At 35.3% G+C, this 21,869-nt stretch carries 17 protein-coding genes; 2 read left to right on the top strand and 15 right to left on the bottom strand.

The annotated features are described in order from the left end of the window. Positions 1 to 142: 142 nt before the first annotated feature. Positions 143 to 619, top strand: coding sequence for a DUF1694 domain-containing protein (locus VSF34_RS01230; RefSeq protein WP_326717313.1), 477 nt, complete (start codon positions 143 to 145; stop codon positions 617 to 619). Positions 620 to 656: 37 nt separating this feature from the next. On the opposite strand, the gene VSF34_RS01225 is transcribed toward VSF34_RS01230, so the two are convergent. The 4 genes from VSF34_RS01225 to VSF34_RS01210 all read right to left on the bottom strand — a co-directional run bounded on the left by VSF34_RS01225 (position 657) and on the right by VSF34_RS01210 (position 6,015). Next, positions 657 to 1,508 (bottom strand): Cof-type HAD-IIB family hydrolase, encoded by an 852-nt coding sequence (locus tag VSF34_RS01225; protein WP_326717312.1) that lies wholly within the window; start codon positions 1,506 to 1,508, stop codon positions 657 to 659. 149 nt (positions 1,509 to 1,657) lie between these two features. Then, positions 1,658 to 3,127 carry a glycoside hydrolase family 1 protein gene (locus VSF34_RS01220; protein WP_326717311.1) on the bottom strand — a complete coding sequence of 490 codons (1,470 nt, stop codon included), beginning with the start codon at positions 3,125 to 3,127 and terminating at the stop codon, positions 1,658 to 1,660. A gap of 46 nt (positions 3,128 to 3,173) precedes the next feature. After that, positions 3,174 to 5,060, bottom strand: coding sequence for a beta-glucoside-specific PTS transporter subunit IIABC (locus VSF34_RS01215; protein ID WP_326717310.1), 1,887 nt, complete (start codon positions 5,058 to 5,060; stop codon positions 3,174 to 3,176). Positions 5,061 to 5,181: 121 nt separating this feature from the next. Then, the gene (locus tag VSF34_RS01210) at positions 5,182 to 6,015 is read right to left on the bottom strand and encodes a PRD domain-containing protein (RefSeq protein WP_326717309.1); all 834 of its coding nucleotides are present in this window, start codon (positions 6,013 to 6,015) and stop codon (positions 5,182 to 5,184) included. Positions 6,016 to 6,302: 287 nt separating this feature from the next. Here VSF34_RS01210 and VSF34_RS01205 point away from each other — a divergent pair, with 287 nt between their 5' ends. Beyond that, complete coding sequence (locus VSF34_RS01205) at positions 6,303 to 6,866, top strand: cadmium resistance transporter (protein WP_326717308.1); 564 nt, start codon at positions 6,303 to 6,305, stop codon at positions 6,864 to 6,866. A gap of 42 nt (positions 6,867 to 6,908) precedes the next feature. Here VSF34_RS01205 and gshAB read toward each other — a convergent pair whose 3' ends face one another. The 11 genes from gshAB to VSF34_RS01150 form a co-directional block, all read right to left on the bottom strand. Further along, a complete protein-coding gene (gshAB, locus tag VSF34_RS01200; protein WP_326717307.1) occupies positions 6,909 to 9,194 on the bottom strand; it encodes a bifunctional glutamate--cysteine ligase GshA/glutathione synthetase GshB in 2,286 nt (761 codons plus the stop codon). A gap of 130 nt (positions 9,195 to 9,324) precedes the next feature. Beyond that, entirely contained in the window at positions 9,325 to 11,265 is a 1,941-nt protein-coding gene (locus VSF34_RS01195; RefSeq protein WP_326717306.1) for a PTS fructose transporter subunit IIABC, read from the bottom strand. A 10-nt stretch (positions 11,266 to 11,275) separates the two neighbouring features. Beyond that, complete coding sequence (gene pfkB, locus VSF34_RS01190) at positions 11,276 to 12,196, bottom strand: 1-phosphofructokinase (RefSeq protein ID WP_326717305.1); 921 nt, start codon at positions 12,194 to 12,196, stop codon at positions 11,276 to 11,278. Continuing rightward, positions 12,193 to 12,945 carry a DeoR/GlpR family DNA-binding transcription regulator gene (locus VSF34_RS01185; protein WP_326717304.1) on the bottom strand — a complete coding sequence of 251 codons (753 nt, stop codon included), beginning with the start codon at positions 12,943 to 12,945 and terminating at the stop codon, positions 12,193 to 12,195. Before VSF34_RS01185 ends, pfkB begins: the two co-directional genes overlap by 4 nt. Positions 12,946 to 13,171: 226 nt before the next feature. Further along, positions 13,172 to 13,645 carry an IS200/IS605 family transposase gene (tnpA, locus tag VSF34_RS01180; protein WP_326717303.1) on the bottom strand — a complete coding sequence of 158 codons (474 nt, stop codon included), beginning with the start codon at positions 13,643 to 13,645 and terminating at the stop codon, positions 13,172 to 13,174. 171 nt (positions 13,646 to 13,816) lie between these two features. After that, entirely contained in the window at positions 13,817 to 14,959 is a 1,143-nt protein-coding gene (gene ftsY, locus VSF34_RS01175) for a signal recognition particle-docking protein FtsY (protein WP_441351075.1), read from the bottom strand. A 524-nt stretch (positions 14,960 to 15,483) separates the two neighbouring features. Continuing rightward, the gene (locus VSF34_RS01170; protein WP_326717301.1) at positions 15,484 to 16,305 is read right to left on the bottom strand and encodes a Cof-type HAD-IIB family hydrolase; all 822 of its coding nucleotides are present in this window, start codon (positions 16,303 to 16,305) and stop codon (positions 15,484 to 15,486) included. Positions 16,306 to 16,319: 14 nt separating this feature from the next. Next, complete coding sequence (gene smc / locus VSF34_RS01165) at positions 16,320 to 19,892, bottom strand: chromosome segregation protein SMC (RefSeq protein ID WP_326717300.1); 3,573 nt, start codon at positions 19,890 to 19,892, stop codon at positions 16,320 to 16,322. Between the two features lie 18 nt (positions 19,893 to 19,910). Beyond that, the gene (gene rnc / locus VSF34_RS01160) at positions 19,911 to 20,609 is read right to left on the bottom strand and encodes a ribonuclease III (RefSeq protein WP_326717299.1); all 699 of its coding nucleotides are present in this window, start codon (positions 20,607 to 20,609) and stop codon (positions 19,911 to 19,913) included. Positions 20,610 to 20,761: 152 nt separating this feature from the next. After that, positions 20,762 to 20,935, bottom strand: a complete 174-nt coding sequence (locus tag VSF34_RS01155; RefSeq protein ID WP_326717298.1) for a hypothetical protein — start codon at positions 20,933 to 20,935, stop codon at positions 20,762 to 20,764. Positions 20,936 to 21,018: 83 nt separating this feature from the next. Further along, a complete protein-coding gene (locus VSF34_RS01150) occupies positions 21,019 to 21,843 on the bottom strand; it encodes a WxLIP family cell surface protein (protein WP_326717297.1) in 825 nt (274 codons plus the stop codon). Positions 21,844 to 21,869: the final 26 nt, after the last annotated feature.

Raw genomic sequence — 21,869 nt, 5'->3', positions numbered from 1 at the left:
TTCTCTCCTATTTCTAATTGATAATGATTTTCATTACCAATCAATTTTAACTAAATGAACTAGGAAAATCAACAGTTTTTTAAAATATCTTATTATAAGGATATGTTATACTAGACATATAGAAACAAGAGGGGGTAGAAGTATGGGAAAAGATATTCAAGATTATCTTGATAAAGGGATAAACGGTGCTCCCCAACTAAGACCTGATGAGAAAAGAAAATTTCTAGGTACTTATAGGGAGAGAGTTGTCTTTGTTTTAACTTATGCTGAACTAACTAAAGATCAGTATAAAGCTTTCTGTTTAGAGCAAATTGAGCATCATCCAAACGGAACTATCTTAATTAATGCTAATGTCAATATGACAATACAATCACAAATCATGAAGCTCTCACAAGAGCAACAAGTAACTTTTAGATTAGTGGATACCAATGATTTAACACCTAAACCAGAAAGTATCGCCTTGGTTTATACACTAGATCATGCTATTGATAAGGAAGATATTTATTTAACAATACCTATAAAAAAAACCTCACCAGAATTAGAAAAATCAGTTGTGAATCCTGTGTCAGAAGTACCAAAAGCAGAAAGTTTTTTCAAAAAATTATTTAAAAGAAAATAGGATATGTGGAAAAGAATCACCACATACCCTATTTTTTTTATCTTTCATTTTTCCAATTTTGTTGTTCAAAACTTATGGCAATACCATGTTCATCAGCATCTTTTGTCACTTCATGAGCAATACTTTTTAATTTATCAGTCGCATTGTCCATAGCAATGCCATAACCTACTGCTTCAAACATGGAAATATCATTGTCCCCATCACCAAAAGCAATGGCCTTGTTTTTTGGCATATCTAAGTATTCTAGCACATAACTAACTGCTTTTTTCTTATCAATGCCACGAACAGCAATCTCGCCACTTTCTGGTCCAAATAATGGGACTGTGGAGTGATACATATGAAATTGTTCACCAAATGTATCTGCAATATCACTAAAAGGTAAGGTGTTATTAATAAATGAAATCTTATTCACATTACCATAATCTATATGTTGACCTTTATGACTTTCTAACACATCGTAAAACCATTGATTTTTGTCATCTAATTCTTTAAAAGACTCACCAGTTTTATCTGCAATGGCTTTAATTTCTTCTTTTATTTTACGTATACAATTCTCACTACCAAATAATCCATCATTGGACTCTAAGTAATAACCAATATCATGTTGTTTAAAGAATGCTACGATGTTTTCTACAGAATCTTTTGGCATAGTCAGGTGCTTAATCACTTTATCTTCTACAACAACATACCCACCACCAGCACCGATTACACCATCAAAACCCACACTTAAAATATCATCCAAAATTTCTGGTTTAGATCTACCTGTACAGATGTAAGCTAGGTTTCCTTCATCTCTAAATTTCTTAATACTCTCTCGGCTTGTATCAAGTACTTCACCACTACTGTCACACAAAGTACCATCTACATCAAAGAATGCAATATATGTCATAAGTAATCTCCTTTTTATTAAAACAACAGGCTACCATTGGGCTAGCCTGTTGTTTATGAGTATATCTAGGCATATGCCTACTGTGCAACTTTCCAACTTGTTTCATCTCCAGTTACTCAGAGCACAGCGCTTCAACATTCACCCTTATTTTATAAGTTCTCGCCGTTTGATACGATAACTTCTTTGTACCAGTTAAATGAATCTTTACGGTAGCGAGTTAGGCTTCCTTCACCTTTGTCATCTTGATCCACGTAGATAAAGCCGTAGCGTTTACTCATTTGACTTGTTCCACAGCTAATTAAATCAATACAGCCCCATGTTGTATATCCCATTAAATCAACACCATCTCTGATGGCTTCTTTCATTTGTTCCACGTGTTTACGGATGTAATCAATTCGATAATCATCATGAATACGTCCGTCTTCTGTGATCTCATCTTTGGCACCTAGTCCGTTTTCACACACAAACAATGGTAATTCATAACGGTCATATAATTTCATTAATGAAATACGTAAACCGATTGGGTCAATTGGCCAGTCCCATTGTGACAATTCTAAATGTTCATTTTTAATTGGGCTATCAAATGATCCAGCAAGTTCTGCAGCATCTTCACGGGCTTCTGCTACGTGTGACATATAGTAGCTAATAGCTACATAATCTACTTTACCTTCTTCTAAAATCTTAGCATCTCCTGCTTCCATCACCACATGAATATCATTATCAGCAAAGTATCTCGTCATATAACTTGGGTAAGCTCCACGAGCTTGTACATCTGGGTAGAACATATTTAATTGGTTTGATTTTAGAGCTTGTAGTTGGTCTTCTGGTTTTGTTGTGTTAGCATAAGCTTCAATTTGGTTAATCATACAACCAATTTGAGCATCTGGCATGATTTCTTTAGCAGCTTTTACAGCTAAAGCACTTGCTAAAAACTGATGATGACTTGCTTGATATGTTGCTTGTAATCTGTCTTCTGGTAAAATCAAGTCTTCTAATACCCCAGCACCAGTGTATAAACTATTTAAGTTCATGTTCATTTCATTAAATGTAATCCAGTATTTTACTTTTGATTTATAGCGGTTGAATAATACTTTAGCATAATTTTCAAATAGTGGAATTAATTCACGACTAATCCAACCATTATACTTTTCAGTTAATGTAATTGGCATCTCATAATGAGACATGGTTACTAGTGGTTCGATACCGTATTTCGCACACTCATCAAACACTTTATCATAAAATGCTAACCCTTCTTCATTTGGCTCAGTCTCTAAACCTGTTGGGAAAATACGTGCCCAAGAGATTGAGAGTCTAAATGTTTTAAATCCCATCTCTGCAAATAAAGCAATATCTTCTTTGTAACGGTGATAAAAATCAATTCCCCAACGTTTTGGGAATAGATATTTTTCTGGGTTTTCTTTATATTCTGCTAATTCTTTTGATGTAACGTTGAATGTAAAGTTATCTACTTTACCAGTTGCATATGGATCTTTATATGCTGCATAGTCTGATGTTGACATCCCTTTTCCGCCTTCATCATAAGCTCCTTCGATTTGGTTAGCAGCTGTTGCCCCGCCCCATAAAAATCCTTGTGGAAATCCATTTTGTAATTCTTTCATTAATAATTCCTCCTAGTTTTTAGTTAAATTTTTATATGTTTAAATATTAATTAACAACAATAATAACTTCTTCTTTGCCAGCTGTGACTTCTACTTGATCTTTTACAGCAGGCATGACGTCTAAGAAATTTGGTGTGTTCGTCACAACAACGGGTGTAAATAAACTAAGGTTAGCAGCATCAATTTTACTGCGGTCAAAACTTAATAATTTTTGGCCACACTCAACCACATCACCATCCTTAACATGATAATCAAACCCGTCCCCATTTAAGGACACTGTGTCTATCCCGATATGAACTAACAGCTCTACTCCAGCATCTGATACAAGCCCTATAGCATGTTTACTAGGTGTCACCATCGTTACTGTCCCGTTAAACGGTGCATATACCGCGTCCCCACTTGGTATAACACCGATTCCTTTACCTACAATTCCTGAGGCAAACGTTTCGTCTGGACAAGTAGATAAATCAACTACTTTTCCTGTGATTGGTGCTAAGATTTCTTGAGGCTTGTTATCTGGATTTGGTTTTTCTTCTGTTAACACGTCTGACTCTTTTAAATCTGTTGCCTTATCTTCCCCTAAATCAAACGGCATAATAAGTGTCACGACTAATCCCACCACAAAACTTGATAACACACCGATGATAGCCCACATAAAGTTGTTTGAACCATCTTGAATATAAGTTGGTAAAGCTAAAATACCAGGTACTGCGAAACTAAATGTCTTCACAACAAACGTCCCATAAATGGCACCCCCTACAGCACCACCAATCATACTGGCATAAAATGGACGTTTTAACTTCATGGTCACCCCGTAAATAGCCGGTTCTGTGATACCAAATAAAGCTGGAATAAAAGCTGATAAAGCAATTTGTTTCATCGCTTTATCCTTTGTTTTTATTAAAACACCTAACGTTGCACCAGCTTGCGCTAGGTTGGCAACTAAGTTAAGTGGTAATAACATAATGTCATAACCAAATTTTTCTAAACTAGCAAATGCTCCTGGGAAAAAGGCATAATGCATTCCTGTTACAACAATTAGCGGCATTAATCCACCCATTAAAGCTCCTGCTAGTGGACCTGCTACTGTAAATAAAGTTGTAAAGAACATCTCTAAGTAAGTACCAATAAACGTACCAAGTGGTGCAATAAAGGCAAGTACAATCGGTGCGGTCACGACTAATGTAATAAGTGGTACAAAGATGATAGTCAATGAGTTCGGTACGATTTTTTTAGCATACTTTTCAACGTAACTCATAATCCAAACACCTAAAATAATAGGTAAGACAGTGGAAGCATAGCTATTTAAAGGAATATTAATAAACCCTAAAAATGCAATACTACTCATTTCACCACCGGCAGCAAGTTCCATTAACTGCGGATACATCAACACCCCGGCTAAAGCACCAGCAAGAGATGGGTTCGTTTTAAATTTATTCGCTGCTGCAAAAGCAATTAGAAATGGTAAGAAATAAAACGTCGCATCAGCAATCGCATTTAAAACAATATATGTTTGACTTTCTGCATTTAATAAATTAGCCCAAACTAGAATGGCCATGATTCCTTTAAGCAACCCACTACCTGTAATAGCAGCTAATATCGGAGTAAATATCCCCGAGATAATATCAAATAATTTATCTAAAATATTTTCAGATGACTTATGCGGCTCACCTTCACTAGAATCCCCGCCACCTGTGATTTTGTCCACTTCTTCAAAGACATTACCAACTTCACTCCCAATAATGACTTGGAACTGACCACTTTGAAACTGGGCCCCCATGACACCATCTAATTGCTTAATGGCTTCAATCTTGATTTTTTTACTATCTTTCACATTAAATCTAAGCCTTGTAATACAGTGCCAATTTTGGGTGATATTTTCCTTACCTCCCATATCCTCTACAATTTGTTGGGCTAATTTTTTTTGGTCCATCTTTCTAATCCTCCTATTTTTTGATTTTTCCCAAATAAAAAACCTAAGTAGAAAACAGCAGACAAATTGCCTGTTCTGTCATCTACTTAGGTTAATGCCATCCTTGATGTAACACGCCTAATTAAATGTGTTGAGTGTCTTTAACCACTCTTTCTATATGTATCATTAAATAAATCATTTTGTCATCACTAATATTAAACCCATAATCCCGACTTAACATCTCACGAATCACTAGACCGCAAGCATAACTTTTTGGGTACTGTTCTTGGATAATACCGTATAATTTCTCGTTTGGTACCTGATTTTGCTCTGTCCCGTGTAATTGCCGGTTCATGAAATAGCGAATATGGGTGACAAATCTTGAATAGTTTAAACTCTCTTTGTTAAGAGAGACACCAAATAAAGTCTGAATCGTCTTCACCATACTTTTGGTAATATTAGTAATCAGTAGCGTATCATCCATAGACTCCATGCCATCTTGTGCATTTACAAAATGAAGGGCAATAAATGACGCTTCAAGCTCTGGTAATAACACGCCTAAGCCTGATTGAATAATTTCTAAAGCTTGTTTACCAACTGCGTATTCTCTGGCGTATAGAAACGGGATTTCCCACTGAAGATTACTCTCCTTTATCTCCATACCCTCACGCTCTCTTTTAATCGCAAACTGAATGTGATCGGTTAAAGCTAAGATAATACTAGCATTGATTTTTTTGTTTAGTAAGTTTTCTCCGTATGCCACGATCTTTTCTGTTACATCTAACACTTCTGGATCAATATTTTCAATAATAGCTAACATATTTTGATTCTCATTGCTTAAAAACGTTTTTGTAACTAAAGTTTCATCAATTGGATCTCCTTTTTTCTTTTTAAATCCAATCCCTGTACCAAAAAGAACAAATTCTTCATCTTTTTCGTTAACAGCTAAGACTAAATTATTATTTAGTGATTTCACAGTAGATAAGATAACATTCACTCCCTTTACAAAAACAAAAAACACCAAATTAAAGTAGACGCTGCTACAATAAACTTGGTGGTGCCTGATCGTATCAGTGACACTCCTATCGTGTTCTATATCTACACTATACTATTAAAAGAAAACGTTGTCAACTTATTTGCAATAAAAATATAACAGTTTTTTATTCTTTTATTTAAAGGTTATTTTAAAAAAGTCTTGTTGCTATTGAGTCCTTCTTATCGTACTCTTAATTTAACATAACACATAAGAAAGTAGGATGTCACTTGTCTTTATTACCTGTTATCATCACGGCTTTTGTTAGTACTAATATTGATGACTTATTTTTACTCACACTATTCTTTACCCAAGCTAAATCTAAAAAAGATTATCAAACTATTATTATTAGTCAACTTTTAGGTATTTATACTATTTTAATAACAAGTATCATCTTAGGAAATCTGCTCACCTCGACAGACGTCTTACCTATTCACTTATTGGGAGCTATCCCTTTTACAATCGGTATGATCGGTTTTGTTAAATTTATCAAGCATAAAAATATACCCACAACTGATGTAACTCAAACTAAGTTGGCAATCCCTACTCTAACTTTGATTACCCTATCTAACGGATCAAATAACTTAAGTGTCTATCTTCCGCTATTTAGCCAATATTCTTATTTAGAAACACTACTTGTCATCATCACTTTTGGTGTCATGGTTCTACTATGGTGTTTGGCTGGATCATGGCTGTCAAAAAATAATCTGTTAGAAAAAACTTTAGAACGGGTGAGTGATTGGTTAGTTCCTATTGTATATATCTGCTTAGGACTGATTATATTTTTCAACTAAAAAAGTGGGCTGATTGTCACGTCAACCTACTTTATTTTTTACTTATTTAAATACTTCTGGATAAAGCATATGCAAGACATCCATCGTCAAACGTCTACTCTCTCCAGCATAAGGGTAGATATGCATATGCATCGCCGGATTAAAGTTCCCCTCAATAATACCGTAAGTGGTACTATCTTTCACTCCTTTAACCTCTTTATCTGGAATGATCAAATCAATCCCACACACAACAGCACCTAGAGCATCAACGGCTTCCTCTGCAATTTTTTTATAGCTCTCAGGCATGTCATCTGTCACATCTAGTGAGTCCCCGCCTGTACTAACGTTAGAATTTTCACGCAAGTACACACGCTTGCCTTCACTGGGAATACTATCTACTGTTAAGCCTTGCTCTTTTAACATCAGTTTTTCAATGTCTGATAACTTGATAATCTCAAGAGGCGATCTGTGATGGGTCCCTCTTAAAACATCTGTGTTTTTCTCAGCAACAAGTTCAGCAATAGTATGTTCACCGTCACCGACTACATTAGCTGGTGTGCGTAGCATCACACCACGAGTTTTACCATCTAACACAAAGAAGCGGTACTCCGTTCCTGGTAAAAACTCCTCAACTAAAATATGATCATCTTCTTTAAAGGCAATCTCAACAGCAACCTTATAATCTTCATAAGTGGCTCCGTCTTTAAAAATCGAAATTCCTAGCCCGTAATTCGTCGTTTTAGGCTTAATCACAATAGCCTTATCTTGGAAAACACCAAATGAAGATAGCGCCTCTTCTATTGTACTAAATTCTTTACCTAGTGGCACTCTAAACCCTGCTTCGTGTAATACTTTTTTCGTCACCGTTTTGTTTTCCATCAATAGCGGTACAATATAAGAATCATGACTGGTCATATTAGCATTTTTCACGTATTCCACATGATTATTGAAGGTTAGCTTTAAGAATTGATCATTTTCATCTAACACTTCAACATGGATGCCTTTTTGAATAGCATCAAACATTAAAATTTGAGTGGATAACTCCATACCACGATAACCTGCTAATTGATAAGGTTTTTCAAAGGCGATATCATGGTATTTTTTAGCATAATACTGACCAAACTCTGTATTTGTCCAATTCTTTTCAGTCATTTCAGTCACCATACGCCCCGCCAAGGTTTCTGAAGGATTCTCAAGAGCAGTTAGGGTACTGTTTAAGACATCTGTATAGTCAGCTGTCTCATGTAACAACTCATTAACTTTACCCATCTCTTCAAGTAACCAAGCACCCTCCTCATAAAATTCAGTTTTTGATAACGGATTTTCAAGAGCTACTGTGTTGTTGTATAACTCACCTATTTCAATTAATTTATCAGCATCTGTGCTTTCTTCTTCTAGATATAATAACGTCATTAAGAATAAGTGGATAAAATCAAGCGTATCACTTGAAATTCCGACTTTTTCAAAAGGATCTAGATCAATATTTCGAAGCTCGATATATTGTACCCCTTTATCAACTAAACCTTGTACGTCACGGCAACCTCCACCACGTAGTCTCACTGAAGCATAGAATTCTTTAGCTTCAATCAGTTCACCGTCATTTACTAGCTTCATTAAATCAGTGGTGTACTCTTCAAGGGTGTGATAAGACACTTTAATGTCAGGACGATTAGTGTAACCGTACTGACTATTTCTGATACTTCTAACTGGTTGATGTAAACTTTCTGTTGTGAAATAGTTTTCATCAGCATAAGGACTTGCACCAAAAAGATAAGTGAGTAACCAGCGATAACGCAAGTATTGTCTGGATATTTTCATGTAAAGAGCCGTTCTAAATTCTTTGATTGATACATATTCATCTTGCTCGTTAAATAAAAGCGTGATTAATTCATCAGAAAATTCAAAATTATAATGAATCCCACTGACCATTTGTTTTCTCTTACCATAAACTTTGGCTAAGTAACGGCGATAATTAATATCCCCCTGATCTTCTAATTTTGCAATCACAATATTCGTATCATCAATTGGCAAATCTGGTGGCATACTAAGTGCCCATAACTCTTCATTATGCTCCATAGAACGTAAGACAACTTCATGAAGTGCTGATAATTGTCTTAATGTTCCTCTATTTGTATCAAACACTTGAGTAATCAGTTCAATTTGAGTTTCACTAAAATCTGTTTGGATATATGGATGGAAGCTACGACTTCCTAATTTTTTTGGATGTGGTGTATCAGCTAACTCACCTTTTGATGTCACACGTTGGCTTTCTTTTTCTAAGCCAATGCGAAATTCATTTAATAGCATCGCAGTTTTTTTTGATTTTAATTGCTCTTGTAAGTTTTTCATCAGATTCTTCCCTTACTTTCTTGTATTTATTCACACAATTATATCATTCATTAAAGGTCTTCCAAAATATTATGTTTATAAAAAACAAGCTAATAAAGGATTTCTCCCTCATTAGCTTGTTAGACATTCTTTATGCCACTTTTCTTCTTTTTAGTAGTGCGCCTAACATAAGGGCACTGACAAATGAACCAATAATAATAAATAATAGATATAATAATGGTTGACTCACAAGCATGATCACAAAAATCCCACCATGTGGCGCCATAAGTTTAATCCCAAAGCTTCCCACTAAGCCACCAGTTAAAGCAGAACCGACTACAAAACTTGGTATCATACGCAGTGGATCACTGGCTGCAAAAGGAATAGCTCCTTCGGTAATAAATGAGAACCCCATAATTAAGTTTGTAATCCCTGCTTCTTGTTCTTTTTGAGTAAACTGATTTTTAAACATCAGCGTTGCTATAAAAATTGCAAGAGGCGGTACCATACCACCAGCCATCACAGAAGCCATCACTACACTACCACCTGTTGCGACAGTTGCAGCTAACGTTCCTGTACCAAATACATAAGCTGCCTTATTAATTGGACCACCTAAGTCAATCGCCATCATTCCAGCAAGTAAAGCACCTAATAAGGCAGCATTACTACCTGACATATTTTCTAGGAAATTATTTAAACCTGTATTGATTGCTGACATGGGAATATTAACAAACAACATTAAAAATCCGGTAATTAGTAAACCAAACACTGGATAGAATAAAATTGTTTTAATTCCGTCTAGTGATTTCGGTAAGTTTTTAAAGATTTTTTTCAAGAAGACAATCACGTAACCTGCTAAGAAACCACCAACTAAAGCACCTAAGAAACCTGATGTTGTGGCATCTTCTAAATGCCCAAAGGCTAAACCACTACTTGCCATGGCTCCTGCTGTAAAACCTACAATAAGTCCTGGGCGATCTGCAATACTTGAAGCGATAAATCCAGCTAAAACAGGTAACATAAATTCAAAAGCTGTTCCACCAATGGCTTTAAAATAAGCCGCTGCTGGATGATATGATCCAAGATTTGCTAACTCATTACTTGGCACACCTAGCATCTGATCAATTAAGAAAGCTAGAGCAATCGCAATCCCGCCACCAATAACAAAAGGTAACATGTGACTAACACCATTCATCAGATGTTTATAAATTTGTGAACCGATACTACCTTTACTGGTTTCATCTTGATTTTCGGCTTGCTTGTCACCACTTGTTGCATGATAAATTGAAGCTTCACCATTTGTAGCAAGAGTTAATAATTCTTCTGTTTTTTTAATCCCGTCACTGACTGGACGATTGACTAAATGTTTCCCATCAAAACGAGCCATCTCGACATTTTTATCAGCTGCTACAATAACACCTGTAGCTTTTTTGATGTCCTCTGATGTTAATTTGTGCTTCACGCCATCTGAGCCATTTGTTTCCACTTTAATAGCAATATCCATCTCTTTGGCTTTATTTTTTAAAGCATCTTCTGCCATATACGTGTGTGCAATTCCCGTTGGACAAGCAGTTACTGCAACCACAAAAGGCGCATCTTCTTCAATGACTTCAACTACCATTTCTTGCTCTTCGTTTTCTTTTTGAGCCTGGTTAAACAGTCTAGTGACATCCTCTTTTGTTTTAGCTACTTTCAATTCACTAATTAAGTCTTGATTTAATAATAATTTCGATAAACTAGCTAGTGCTTGTAAGTGAGTATCATTAGCCCCTTCTGGAGCAGCGATCATAAAGAATAAATAGGTTGGCTCACCGTCTAAGGAATCATAGTCAACACCTTTGTCACTTTTGGCAAATAAGACAGTTGGTTTTTCTACAGCTTTATTTTTTGCATGAGGCATCGCTATCCCGTCACCAAGTCCTGTTGTCATCTGGTCTTCACGAGCTAGTATTCCTGCTTCAAATATAGCTACATCATTGATACGTTTTGTGGCATATAATTTTTGAACCATCTCTGTAATAGCACTTGTTTTATCAGTGGCTTTTAAGTCTAAAATCATGCACTCTTCTACTAATAAGTCTGTTATTTTCATGATAATCCCCCTAGTTTTCTTCTATAACTTTAATGACAACTTGATCTAATAATCTTTCAATATCTACTAAAATTGCTAAATCTTGGTTAAAGGCTGTGGCACTTCCTGAGGCGATACCATATCTTAAAGCTAATAAGGTATTTTTACCTTGAGATAACTGACTAATAAATCCTGCTACAACAGAATCCCCTGAACCGACAGAATTAATTAATGTACCTTTTAGCCCATCAACTTGGTAGGTACCTACTTCATTGATTAAAATAGCCCCATCTTTACCCATAGTGATTAAAACATTTTTAGCGCCCATTGCTAACAGTTTTTTCCCATGAACTACTAAATCATCGAAGCTAGTAAACGTTGTATCAAAAAGCTCAGCTAACTCGTGCTCATTAGGTTTTACTAACATGGGTTGGTATTTTAAAATATCAAATAAACTCTTATCACTAATATCTACAACAAAGGGAATATGCTTATCATCAGCTATCTGAGCTAACTTTGTATAAATATCTTTGTCTATACCAGTCGGTAAACTGCCTGAGAGGACTAACCAATCACTTTGAGTTAACTCCTCAATTTTTTGAATTAAAGCTAATGTATCTTCTTTTGTAATCACAGGACCTAACCCATTAATTTCTGTTTCTGCTTCAGATTTTAGTTTAATATTAATACGTGTGTCCCCATCTACTGTAATAAAATCTTGACACAAACCTAAATGCTCTAACTCACTTGCAATAAATTGACCAGTGAAACCCCCAATAAATCCTAAGTTCTTAGAAGACACACCTAATTCATGTAACACTCGTGAAACATTAATCCCCTTCCCACCAGGAAAACTTAGTTCTTTGTTTGTTTTATTTAACTGTCCTTCTTTAAAATCCGGTACCTCTATCACATAATCAATGGCCGGATTTAGTGTTACTGTGTAAATCATAAGTCACTCTCCCTTACTATTGTTAAGTTCTCATAGGTTTCTTTTTGCTCTATATTTAATTTATTTGTCACTAGTGTTCCTGTTTCAATACGTGCAATTTGGGCAAAGTTTAATTTATCAAATTTTGTTGCATCGGCTAAAAAATAAACATGCTGTGTTTGACTGATAGCTGCTTTTTTCATACTCGCTTCTGATGAATCAGCTGTGGTATACCCATGAACTGGGTGAATGCCATTCACTCCCATAAAGACTCTATCAAAAAAATACCCCTCTAACTGATAAACTCCTTCTTGACTGACAGATGCTGTCGTTTTACCTCTAATCTGTCCTCCTATAATCGTTGTAGTTATACCTAACTCCGTCCCAAGTAGTGCATGCTTCACAGAATTTGTAATCAGATGAATGTTTTTCCCCTTTAGATACGGTAACATTTCAAGTGTCGTCGTTCCTGCATCTAAATAAATATACTCCCCTTCTTGAACGAATTCAGATGCAAATTGGGCAATCTCTCGTTTTTCATGAGTGTTTTTGACTGATTTTTCTGCCATAGTCAATTCCGGTTCTAATTTGACGATTTGTTTAGCACCACCATGAATTCTAACTAATAACCCAGCCTCTTCCATCTCTTGTAAGTCACGTCTGATTGTCGATTCTGAGACATCAAGTTCCTTGATTAAATCTCTTACTTTAACGACTTTTTTAACCTGTAATTGTTTTAAAATCTCTGCTTGTCTTTCTTCTGTTAACATATCTATCACTCCATATCCATATTACACAACCAAAAACACTCTTTTTCAATCATATACGGTCAAAAATATAGCGATTTCATGAAAAGATACAATCAAAACCTCCAGTGTGAACTGGAGGTTTGTTCTTCGGCTGGAAGCCTCTTTTTCCGGCCTAAGCCTAAAAGGCTTACTGAATGGTTCCCCTCGTGCACCACATTTACTCGCTAATCCTAAAAGGATTACTTATTCAATTCTTTTTGTTTTTTTCTCCTGTAAATGGATCATACTCTTCAAATAACGTAAGTTGATCTGCTACATAATCTTCTTGAATTTGATTTCTTATGTATTCTTCAATTTGTTTTTTATTTCTACCAACTGTGTCTACATAATAACCTCGACACCAAAATTTTCTGTTCCCATAACGATATTTCAATTCTGCATGCCTATCAAAAATCATTAAACTACTTTTACCTTTTAAATACTCTATAAAACTAGAAACACTTAGTTTAAGTGGTATACTTACTAATATATGGATATGATCTTTACAAGCATTCGCTTCAATAATTTCAACACCTTTTCTTTCACATAGATCTCGTAATATTTCTCCTATGCTTTTTTTGTACTTTCCATAAATTATTTGGCGTCTATATTTAGGAGCAAAAACTATGTGATACTTACATTTCCATGTTGTGTGTGATAAACTTTGATTGTCCTTTTTCATAAGGAACCTCCTTGTGATTTGATAGTTTGTGGTCGGGAAACCAAATCTATCTTATCATCTTAGGAGGCTTTTTTAATACCACGCTAGAAGCTCTTGAGAACCACCTGCATAGCAGGTGGTTTTCAGTACATATAAAAAAACAGACAGAAATCAAATTTCTGTCTGTTTTATCTATTCGTAATTTTCCATTAATTCCTTAAACAACCCATAAACAAATTGATTTGGATCAAAATCAGCTAAGTCTGTGATTTTCTCACCTAAGCCAACTAGCTTAACAGGAAGGTGTAGTTCATTTCGAATAGCTAACACAATCCCACCTTTAGCAGTCCCGTCTAGTTTTGTTAAGACAATCCCTGTCACGTCAGTTGTGTTTTTAAACTCTTTCGCCTGAACTAAAGCATTTTGTCCTGTTGTTGCATCCACAACAAGTAGTACTTCGTGAGGTGCTGATGGATACTCACGCTCGATAACACGTTTCATTTTTTCTAATTCTTTCATCAAGTTAACTTTGTTTTGCAAGCGTCCTGCTGTATCCACAAGTAACACGTCATAATTTTCTTTTTTTGTTTTATCAACAGCATCAAAGACGACAGCAGCTGGATCACTTCCAGCTTTATGATGAACCACATCAACTCCAGCTCGCTCGCCCCACACAACCAATTGATCAATAGCACCAGCTCTAAACGTATCTGCAGCTGCTAATAAGACTTTTTTACCTTGTTGTTTGTATCTCAGAGCTAATTTCCCAATACTTGTCGTTTTTCCAACACCATTAACCCCAACAAATAACATAATAGTTGGACCATCTGGTTGAATATTTAAGTGATTAACCTCATTAACCCCTTCGGATTCATATATTTCAACCAGCTTTTCAACAATCGTTTCTTGCACGTCACGCTGTTTTTTCACATTTTTCAGTTTTACTTCTTCTTGTAACTCGTCAGAAATACGCATAGCTATATCAAAACCAACATCAGCTGAGATAAGCGACTCTTCTAGCTCTTCAAAAAACTCATCATCAACCATTCTAAAGTTTGAGAAGAGGTTATTCATGAATTGTCCAAAGGTTTTTCTAGACTTTTCTAACCCTTTATCATATTTTTCAATGGTTTCCTCAGGTGAGTCTTGAACGACCTCTTTGACTTCTTCAATAGCATCATCATCAACTTCTGGTGTTTCTTCAATTTCTTTAGCTTCTTCATCAATAAACTCTGTGACACTTTTTTCCGTACTAACTTCAACTGTTTTAGCTTCTGTAACTAACTTCTTTTCAGCCACAACCCCTACTTTAGTAGCTACCTTTTTATCTTGCATAGACTCTTTAGACTCATTTAAATCATCTAGAGGATCTACTTCTTCAGTATTAATAGCATTTATAACATCTTGAGCAACACTTACATCATTTGCCTCTGCTTTAATTTCTGTTTCTTCTTTTGCTTCTTTAGGTGTTACACTCACCTGTTCATCAGTAGGTATTACGTCTATTTTTGGCATGATAGGCGTGTCTTTAGTTACGTCTTTATCAACTTCTATTACTTCTTTGATATCTTCTGGTTCAGTGTCACTTAGTTTTAAATCCTCTTGACTATTGCCATCTTCATCTTCTAGACTCTCTTCTTCTGTAGCAAAAGGATCTATAACATCCTCAACAAAATTTTCGACTTTTTCTGTTTTATCTTCTTGTTTAGGCTTAATTTCTTCTTGTCCTGTCAGATTATCTGCTACCTCTTCACTACTTTTAGCATCTTGTAATTCTTTGTCTTCTACTTGCTCTTTTTTAGGTTCTTCTTTCTTTTCACCCATGACAGCCCGTTTAATTTTATCAAAAAATCCCATCTTTACCCCTCCTCTTTAGTTAGTACTAGTTGTTCAACGGCGTATGCTACACCATCTTCTTGATTACTTTTTGTAATAAATTGAGCCATTTGTTTTAATAGAGGATTACCATTTTCCATAACCACACCAACACCGGCATACTCAATCATGGAAGCATCATTGCCCTCATCACCAATGGCCATCACTTCTTCTTGCTTAATGCCCAAGTACTCAGCCAACTCATGAATGCCACGAGCTTTACTAGCTTCTTTATGAATCACTTCTAACAAATCATCTCTTGATTTCATTAAATTAAAGGTTCTTAGCATGATTTCTGGCATCACAGCGATTTTTTCATCTAAATAGTCCTGATCAGCTGCTACTACCATTTTATTAAACATCCTATTTGGATCTAATTCTTCGATTGTGGTATTTTCGACTTTAAGTAAGGGATTCATCCCTTCATAAATCGATTCTCTCCCCTTTGGAGCAGGCAAGTGAATCACCGTATCTCCTGAAATAATATCAAGAGGTAGCCCCAGTTTTGTTACTTCCTCATAAGCAAATAACACTTCCTCAAAGGATAGAGAGTGAGCTAGTAGCGTTTCTCCTGTATCATTTTTTTGAACAGAACTGCCATTAAAAGTGATACTATAATCTCCCGCATCTTCAAGCTCTAGTCTTTCTAAAAAACCTTTAATCGCAAAAAGCGGACGACCAGTACAGATAACAACTTTCACACCCTGTTCTTTAGCTTGTTGTAGTACTTTCTTATTACGATTTGAAATCGTTTTGTCATCTCTTAGTAGTGTCCCATCTAAATCAATGGCTATTAATTTAATCATGATGTTTCCCCTTCCTAGTTAACCGATGTACTCTCTGATTCTAATTCTTCTAAATGAACTGATACAATTTTTGACACACCTGACTCTTGCATCGTAATACCATATAACATATCAGCAGCTTCCATCGTTCCTTTTCTGTGAGTAATCACAATAAACTGCGTATCATCTTCAAACTGACGTAAATACTGACCAAACCTTGTGACGTTAGCTTCATCAAGAGCTGCTTCAACCTCATCTAAAATACAAAATGGTACTGGCCTTGCTTGAATAATAGCAAATAATAATGCTATAGCAGTTAAGGCTCTTTCTCCTCCTGAAAGTAAACTTAGCTGTTGTAATTTTTTCCCTGGAGGTTGGGCCACAATGTCAATTCCTGTATGAAGTAAATCCAACTCATCTGTTAAAATCAAATCAGCATGACCTCCTCCAAACATTTTAGGAAATACTTCTTTAAACTCTTCTCTAATATCACAAAACACATCATAAAACTGCTTAATAACTAACTCATCCATCTCTTCCATGGTACTCACCAGCTCACTTTTAGCCTGGTTTAAGTCTGTTTGTTGTTCGACTAGGAAGTCATATCGTTCTTTGACTTCTTGGTACTGGGCTGTGGCAGTCACATTAATTGGACCTAATTGAGTGATTTTAGTTTTTAACATACCAATCTCTTGCCCCGCTACTTCAGCATCCTCAACAGTAGTAGCTATTTCTTTACCCGCTTCATAAGTTAGATGGTATTCTTCTTGTAAATAAGCTAGTTTATTATCTAATATACTATCTAACCTACTCTGCTTAATTTCAAATTTTGTCTGTTGATTTGTAAGTTCTGCAATGTCTTTAGCTAAGCTTTCCATCACACTTTCTTCCACACGAATTTCTTCAGATAAGGTTTCTCTGTTTTCTCGTTTTCCAAAAATGTCTGCTTCAATGGCTTCTCGTTTTTTTACCCACTCACTCATCGTCCTCATCAATTCTTCTTTTAATGAGTCAAACTGATCACTTTCTTTAGCTTCAGTAGTTGCTTGGGTACTAAATTCAATTTCTTTTTGGTTAAGCAGATTTAGCTGTTTGGTTTTATCCTCTAAACTAACTAGATTTTGACGAACCTTCTCTTTAGTGACTGCCAGTTCTGACTCCAACTGAGACAACTCACTTCTTGCTGATTCTAGTATCACTCTGTTTTGTGTTTCAAGTAAATCTGCTTGTCCCATTTTCTCATCTAACTGCTGACGTTTTTTCTCTAATATCTTTTGCTCTTGTTCATACTGAGCTTTTTCTTTAGTATAGCGCTCTAGAAAATGATGGAGTTCTTTTTGCTCATACTCTTTAATTCTTTGTTCTTTTTGTTTTTGAGTTAAATCTTGATTCATCATTTGCAGATTACTAGCTAGTTCTTGCTCTGCTAATCTAGCAGCAGATACGTCTTCTCTTAGCTGCTCAAGCTCTACTTCTAATTGTGTTAAAGTCAACGTAAGTGCTGCTACGTCTTTTTGTTTTTGCTCATATAAGGTTGACATTTGACTTAGCTGTTTCTCAATATCTTGTAGCTCTTTAGATTGAGAAAACCAGTGCATAGATTGGCCTTTTTTACTTGCCCCACCAGTCATAGAACCACCAGGATTCATAACGTCTCCATCTAAGGACACGACACGATACTGAAAATTAATTTTTTTAGCTAGCTGATTAGCAGAATCTAAACTATCAGTGACAAGTGTCACCCCTAGTAAGTTTTTAATAATAGGCTCTACTTTAGGCTCACAAGTCACTAAATCACTTGCTACTCCTAAAAATCCAGGTACATGCTGGGACACATCTAGAATATCTTGTCTCACCTGTCTAGCTTTAATCGTTGTTAAAGGTAGAAATGTTGCTCTTCCTAGACGATGTTGTTTAAGGTATGAAATTGCCTCCCTTGCACTTTTGTCATTTGAGACAATAATATGCTGAACAGAAGCACCTAATGCCGTTTCAATAGCTGTTTGATACTTCCCTGGTATCTTAATTAACTCTGCTACAACACCAATAATGCCAGGTAATTGATCTTTTGCTTGTAGTATTCCTTTAACCCCTTGATAAAATCCTGCATAACTTTCTTGCAAATCTTTTAAGCTCTTTTGTTTAGCTTGACCTTGTTGTAATATACGCATAGCTTCCATTAATTGGTTATTTAATTGAGTCTCTTTTTGTTTATATTCTTTAAAGAGAATCTTTTTTGCTTGAAATTGCTCGACAAGACTCACAACATTAGCCTGTTTTTCTTGATAAGTTGTCTCTAAGTCAGTATATGAGGCTTCTAGATTAGCTATTTCCTGAGCGACATCATCATAATCGCTCACTTCACTTGTTTTTTGATGAGTTTCTTGATGATACTGCTTTTCTAAATGCTTTAGATCGTTATTAACTTGAGTTTGTTGTTGCATCACATCAACATAGTCACGGCGCATATCTTCAAGTTGTTCTTTAGTAGACTTACTATATTGCGTGACTTTAGCAGACACATCTTTAATCTTTTTTTGACTAGCTGATTCAATAGACTTCAACTCTACTTTTAAATCTTCTAATGTCTTAATTTCTTTGATTAAAATTTGTCTATCTGTGGCTAATTCTTTGAACATCTCTTTTCTTGAGGCAGCTGTTTGAGACTTAAATCGTTGTTTTTCTTCTAAAATTTTTATATCAGCTTCACATTTTTCATATTGCGTCACAACTTCTAACAGCTGTTGTTGGCTGTGGTCTAAGCTTTTCTCAAGAACATCTCTATCATGTTTAAGCACAGCTAAATTCTTTTCACAATGACTCATATTAACTCTTTTATTTTCTAATTCAGCTAATACAAAGTTCATCTCATCTTTTGATTTTTCCCACTGCTCTTTGATTTTTTTTATGTTTGTAATAGTCATACTCACATCAAGAGTTGTTAGCCTCTCTTTTAACTCTGAGTACTTAAACGCCACATCACTTTGCTCTTTTAAAGGCGTCAGTTGTACGTCTAATTCATAAATAATATCTTGAATACGACTCAAATTCTCACTAGTTTCCCCTAGACGTCTCTGAGCTTCTTTTTTGCGATTTTTATACTTTAAAACTCCTGCAGCTTCTTCAAAAATAGCTCGTCTATCTTCTGGCTTACTGTTAAAGATAGCTTCGACTTTACCTTGGGAGATAATCGAAAATGAATCTCGTCCCAAACCAGAATCCATAAACAAGCTCACAATATCTTTTAAGCGGCACCGTTGTTTATTAATAAAAAAGTCACTATCGCCACTTCTAGTCAAACGTCTTGTGATACTGACTTCTGTGTAATCAATTGGTAAAAATTTGTCCTCGTTATCAAGAACTAGTGTCACTTCTGCTAAATTTAGAGGAGAACGTGAAGAAGAGCCAGCAAAAATCACGTCTGGCATCTTTCCCCCACGTAAATTCTTTGCTGACTGCTCCCCTAACACCCATCTGATTGCTTCTGTTACATTACTTTTTCCACTTCCATTAGGCCCTACAACAGCAGTTAAACCTTGATTAAATTCAATCACTGTTCGATCAGCAAAAGACTTAAAGCCTGCTATTTCCAATCGTTTTAAATACACTAAATTTCTGGCTCCCTTCTAAGCATCTGCTGACAAAATATTATTAAGAGCTATCTGAGCTGCACTTTGCTCGGCAATTTTTTTAGATTTACCAGACCCTTCACCTAAAACAGTCCCACCACCACTAACTTCCACATGGAAAATGCGTGCGTGAGCTGGCCCTTCTTCTTTAATCAAATGATACTCAATTAAAATATCACCATTTTTTTGAAGAACCTCTTGCAAGGCAGTTTTATGATCCATCTCATGTGAAAAAGCACCTGTTTCGATTTTTGGAATGATCACTTGATTAATAAATTCTTTGGTTTTTTCTACCCCTTGATCTAGATAAAGGGCTCCTAAAAAAGCTTCAAATAAGTCACATAAAAGTGATGAACGGTCACGTCCATTTGAATTTTCCTCTCCCTTACCTAAACGAATATATTTATCAAATTGACAATCTTTGGCAAACATCGCTAAACTATCTTCACGAACAATTGTCGCTCTTAACTTCGTTAGCTTTCCCTCAGATAAGTCAGCAAAATGGCTGTATAGATATTTTGAAATAATTAATTCCAAAACAGCATCTCCTAAAAATTCCAAACGTTCATTATCTGTTAAAGCTAATTGTCGATGCTCATTCACATAGGATGAATGGGTGAAAGCTTGCTCCAATAAACTAATATCTTTGAATATAATTTGATACTTCTCTTTTAATAACCCTGTTAACTCGTTCATGTTGCACCATTCTTCCTTTCAATAACAAGATATCCTCATTATACGTTGTTTTCAGGAGAATTAAAATAAAAACTCATTTTCTTACTAGTTATTTACATAAAGGTTAAAATCTACCCAAGAAAAACAAAATGAGGCTGACTAAAAAGTCACCCTCATTTTTTATTCTTTTTATAACGATTCTTTCGTTTATCACGTTGACTTTGTTTTTTCTTAGTAGGTGCTTTTTTATACTTAATGATCAATACCACTACAACAATAATCAAAATAAGCAAAGCAAAAAACAACACTAACATAAATTTAGCCCAGTCAAATTCTGGTTCAATCAAATCAACAGCTTCCTCATTAAACTTCTTAGCTTCATAATCAGAGATTGTAAATTTTTTTCAAAATCAAAACGTTCACCAGAAGTCTATACCATGGTCTTTAATATATACTTTCCAGGTTTATAAGTGTCATTGTTTAAAGAAATCCCGTAATCAAAAGAAGAGTTAGGTGCAATATCAGCATGCTCAATCTTATCGTAATATAACGCCTCTTCCACATCTTTTTCTGAATAAATAAAAGATTCAATTTCTACATCAGGTAAAATACGTGGTTCTGGATTTTCAAATGTCACAAGCACTGTGTTACGATAATTACGCTGTCCGGCCCTGACATTTAATAGATCAATTTTCACTGGCACCTTGTCATCATTTTCAGACAAACGCACCCCTATCACAAAGGCGAAATTATTTTCAATCAATAGACTACCAGTATCTAAATCCATGTCTTCTGTGGGTTTTTGCTGAAACTCTAAGCCACCTAAAATGATATCATTAAAAGGTTCACTTGGCACATCAACTGGAATATCGATTACTCTCTTTTCTCTAGCCTTTAGAGGAATCTCTGGTTTAACTTGTGCCATATCACTAAAAGAATGCTTTAAAGTATGATTTATCTCTGGGTCATGCTGACTATAATCAGCTGTTATATTGTCATTGGTCACAACGGTATTAGCATTAGCTAAAATAATCATATCCTTATCAGAATGATTTTCTAACTCAACTTGTAAAATTTCCTTGTTTCCAGGTTTTACACGTAAATCAAAGTAACTTTTAATATCATGACGCTGACTATTAGATGTAATCGGTGAAACAGGAAAATTAAGTTTTTCTGCCACAACACTCATGCCTAAACTAAAGAAACTAATAATAAGTATCACAATATAGGCAAGCTTTCGTATAAAATATTTCATATTGACTCTCCTAATTTAAATCTGAC

The sequence above is a fragment of the Vagococcus jeotgali genome (assembly GCF_035918315.1).
Lineage (GTDB): Bacteria > Bacillota > Bacilli > Lactobacillales > Vagococcaceae > Vagococcus > Vagococcus jeotgali.
The sequence above is the reverse complement of the archived record's forward strand: the minus strand, read 5'-3'. Positions and strand labels throughout refer to the sequence as shown.